2 protein-coding genes and 1 pseudogene are annotated in these 3,309 nt (G+C 71.5%); 1 reads left to right on the forward strand and 2 read right to left on the reverse strand.

The features are described 5' to 3' along the window. Positions 1 to 667 (reverse strand): annotated as a pseudogene (locus PLL68_RS10350) (hypothetical protein); the annotation flags it as partial. 189 nt (positions 668 to 856) lie between these two features. On the opposite strand from PLL68_RS10350, the gene PLL68_RS10355 reads away from it, so the two are divergent. After that, a complete protein-coding gene (locus PLL68_RS10355; protein WP_324533791.1) occupies positions 857 to 1,819 on the forward strand; it encodes a polysaccharide deacetylase family protein in 963 nt (320 codons plus the stop codon). Positions 1,820 to 1,834: 15 nt separating this feature from the next. On the opposite strand, the gene PLL68_RS10360 is transcribed toward PLL68_RS10355, so the two are convergent. Then, positions 1,835 to 3,250, reverse strand: a complete 1,416-nt coding sequence (locus PLL68_RS10360) for a pyridoxal phosphate-dependent decarboxylase family protein (RefSeq protein ID WP_324533802.1) — start codon at positions 3,248 to 3,250, stop codon at positions 1,835 to 1,837. Positions 3,251 to 3,309 lie beyond the last annotated feature (59 nt).

Below are 3,309 nucleotides of genomic sequence, written 5' to 3' on the forward strand. Positions count from 1 at the left end.
CCGGCTCGGGCTCCGGCTCGACCACAGGCTCCGGCTCGGGCTCCGGCTCGACCACAGGCTCCGGCTCGGGCTCCGGCTCGACCACGGGCTCGGCCTCGTGCGGGCCGCCCCACTCGTTGGCCGGGATGGCGATGTCCTCGGTGAGCGGATCCGCCGTGACGACCTCATCGCGGTACTCGGCTGCGGTGGCGATCCGCTCGGCCTCGGGGTCGCTCTGCGGGGCGGGAACCGGCCAGATGCCAGCAGCCTCTGCAGCCTCACGGGCCTCGCGGCGTTCGGCCCGGGTCATGGCCACGTCATCGGCCACGGCCGGTGCTGCTCCGCCATCCTCCAGAGCCACGGCATCCGCAGCCGTCTCCGCGTCGTCCAGGGTGTCAACGGCTGTGTCGGCCTCAGCCGAGGGCTCGGAGGGCACCGCCGGCTCAACGTCAGCGGCAGACTCAGCAGCGGCAGAGGCGCCAAGGGCCACCGCTGCAGGAGCCTGCGCAGCACGAAGTGGTTCCGCCCGGTCGCCCGCATCCAGCCACTCGGCCTGCGAGCCCACGTGCTCGGTCTGGGAGTGGGGTCCACCCTCCCGCTTGGAGCCGCCCCGGCGCACCACGACCGCGATGACCGCAGCCACCACCAGGACGAGCAGAAGCAAGAGGATCAGTTCGCGGAGCTGCATGGAATTCCTGTCGTTGACGCTGCCCGGAGGCGATCTCGCCCATCAACCTACTGCGGCATCGCTTCCACGGCGTAGTCAGCGCAGCCCGACCCGGTTCACGTGATCGCTGTTCTCTGGTCGCGGGGGCCCTGTCGGAGTACGGTGAAGATGGCGGGGGGCCCGCCTTCGTCCCCCGGTACGGAGGACATCATGAACACCACCCGACGACACGTCTCCCTGAGGTTCTTCGTGGCCGCCGCCCTCGCGGCACCCCTGCTGCTGTTGGCCGCTCCCGCGCCCGACGCCGTCGGGGCCACCCGCACCTGCTCCTCGACGACGGCCGTGGCGAACCGGCCGACCCTGCGCTACGGCGACACGGGGAGCTGCGTGAAGGTGCTGCAGAACATCCTGCTCGGCAAGGGGTACAGCATCGGGTCGAGCTATGCCACGGGCACCTTCGGCTCCGGGACCCTGGGCGCGGTCCGTCGCTACCAGTCCACCAAGCTCACGCTCGTGATCGACGGTGTGGTGGGCCCGACGACCTGGAACCGGCTCGTCAACGGAGGGGGCACCACGTACAGCATCTCCTCCGGACCGAACACCAGCGCGCGGGTCATCCTCAGCTTTGACGACTGCCCGAAGAGCTACTCGGCGTTCCAGTCGGCCGTCCTGGGGGCGAAGTCGCTCGGCGTCGCACTGGTCCTCGCTCCCACCGGCAACTGCATCTCCGCCGGCCGGTTCAGCCCGAGCTATGCCCGGGCCAACGGCCACTACGTCATCAACCACTCCATCAGCCACCCAAACCTGAGCAACCTGTCGTACTCGAGCGTGCGCTACCAGCTGGGGTCTCCCGGGGTCGTCACCTCGTACGGACGCCCGCCCTACGGCTCGTACGACTTCACGGTGCGTGACGCCTACGCCAGCAAGGGCATGCGCATCTGGACGTGGGACGTCGACACCAGTGACTACACGGGCCGCACCCAGGCCCAGGTCGTGAACCACGTCGTCACGTACTCGCGGGCGGGCGACACGGTGCTCATGCACATGGGCTGGAACGCCTTCAACAAGAGCGCCATCGCGGCCATGAAGTCCGGGTTGGCCGCCAAGGGGCTCGGCGTGTGCCGCAACCCCGGCACGACGACGCCGACGTATCCGAAGACCATCGGCTGCTGAGCCAGCTCAGCCAGCTCAGCCCGGCGTCGGGCGCGACAGCCGGTCGAGCACCCCGAGCAGCAGGGCCTCGCGCAACGCCGGCGGGCAGGCGTCGAGCAGCGCGTTGACACCGGCCATCCGCGACGGCAGCGCCAGCGAGCCGTCCGCGCCCGCGAGGCCCGCCGCCCCGAGGATGCCGGCAAAGCCAGCGTCGTCCAGGGCCGCCGGGTCGATGCCGCCGAGCAGGGCCGCCAACCCGGGGTCGACGCGAACCGGGCCCGCCGCGCGGGCCGCCGCGACGGCATCCGAGAGATCGTCGACCAGCTCGTCGACCGCGGGCGCCGTCGCTGCCGAGAGGGTGAGGTGCAGGGTCGGTGGCAGGTTCCCGAACGACAGCTGCGGCTGCACGTACCACCCACGCTCGAGCATCTCGTCGGCGACGGTGAAGGCATCGCAGGAGTCGTCGGTCGCGAGCGCCAGCAGGGTCGAGTCGGGGGTGACGAGCACCCGCAGACCGGGGATGCCGTCCGCCGCCCTCGCGATCGCGAGCGTCGCCTCGCGCGCCCGCCGGGCGAGCTCGGCGTAACCGTCGAGGCCGATCCGACGGGTCACGGCCCAGGCCGCCGCCAGCGGGCCACCCGAGCGGGTCGACTGCATGGTGGCGTTGAGCATCGTGTAGCCGGGCCAGTTCGCCGAGGCGAACAGGTGGGTGCTGCGCAGCGCCGCGGTGCGGTGCAGCAGCACCGAGACCCCCTTGGGCGTGTAGGCGTACTTGTGCAGGTCGACGCTCACGCTCGTGACGCCCTCGACCGCGAAGGTCCACGGCGTCGCAGTGTCGAGGTGCGGCAGCACCCACCCGCCGATGCAGGCGTCGACGTGACAACGGATGCCGCGCGCCGCCGCCAGCGCCGCGATCTCGGGGACGGGGTCGATGACGCCGTGCGCGTAGGACGGGGCCGAGGCGACGACGAGCACCGTGGAGTCGTCGACGGCCGCGGCCATGGCGGCCGGGTCGGCCCGCAGGGTGACCGGGTCGACGTCGACGAGGACGGCCCGCACCCCGAGGTAGGCCGCGGCCTTGAGGAACGCGGCGTGAGCCGACGTGGGCAGCACCATGCTCGGGGACGGGTGGTCGCTGCCCTTTCGGGCGGCCAGCACGGCGAGCAGGATCGACTCGGTGCCGCCGGAGGTGACCGAACCGGCAAACCCGTCGGGGGCGTCGAGCAGGCCACCGGCGAGGGCGACGAGGTCGTTCTCCATCTTCAGCAACGACGGGAACGCGGTCGGGTCGAGCCCGTTCGAGCCGGCGAACATGGCAAGTGCCTCGAGGCCGACCGCATCGGCGTCGGCGAGACCCGAGTCATAGACGTAGGCCAGGGTGCGGCCCCCGTGAGCGGGCAGGTCGAGCCCCTGGAGCATCCGCAAGGTGGCGAGCACCTCGTCGGTCGGCATCGCGGTCACCGGGCCACCTCCACGTCGAGTCGGTACCTGCGCAGGAACACCAAGGAGAT

It is taken from the genome of Ornithinibacter sp., assembly GCF_035443565.1.
Lineage (GTDB): Bacteria > Actinomycetota > Actinomycetes > Actinomycetales > Dermatophilaceae > Fodinibacter.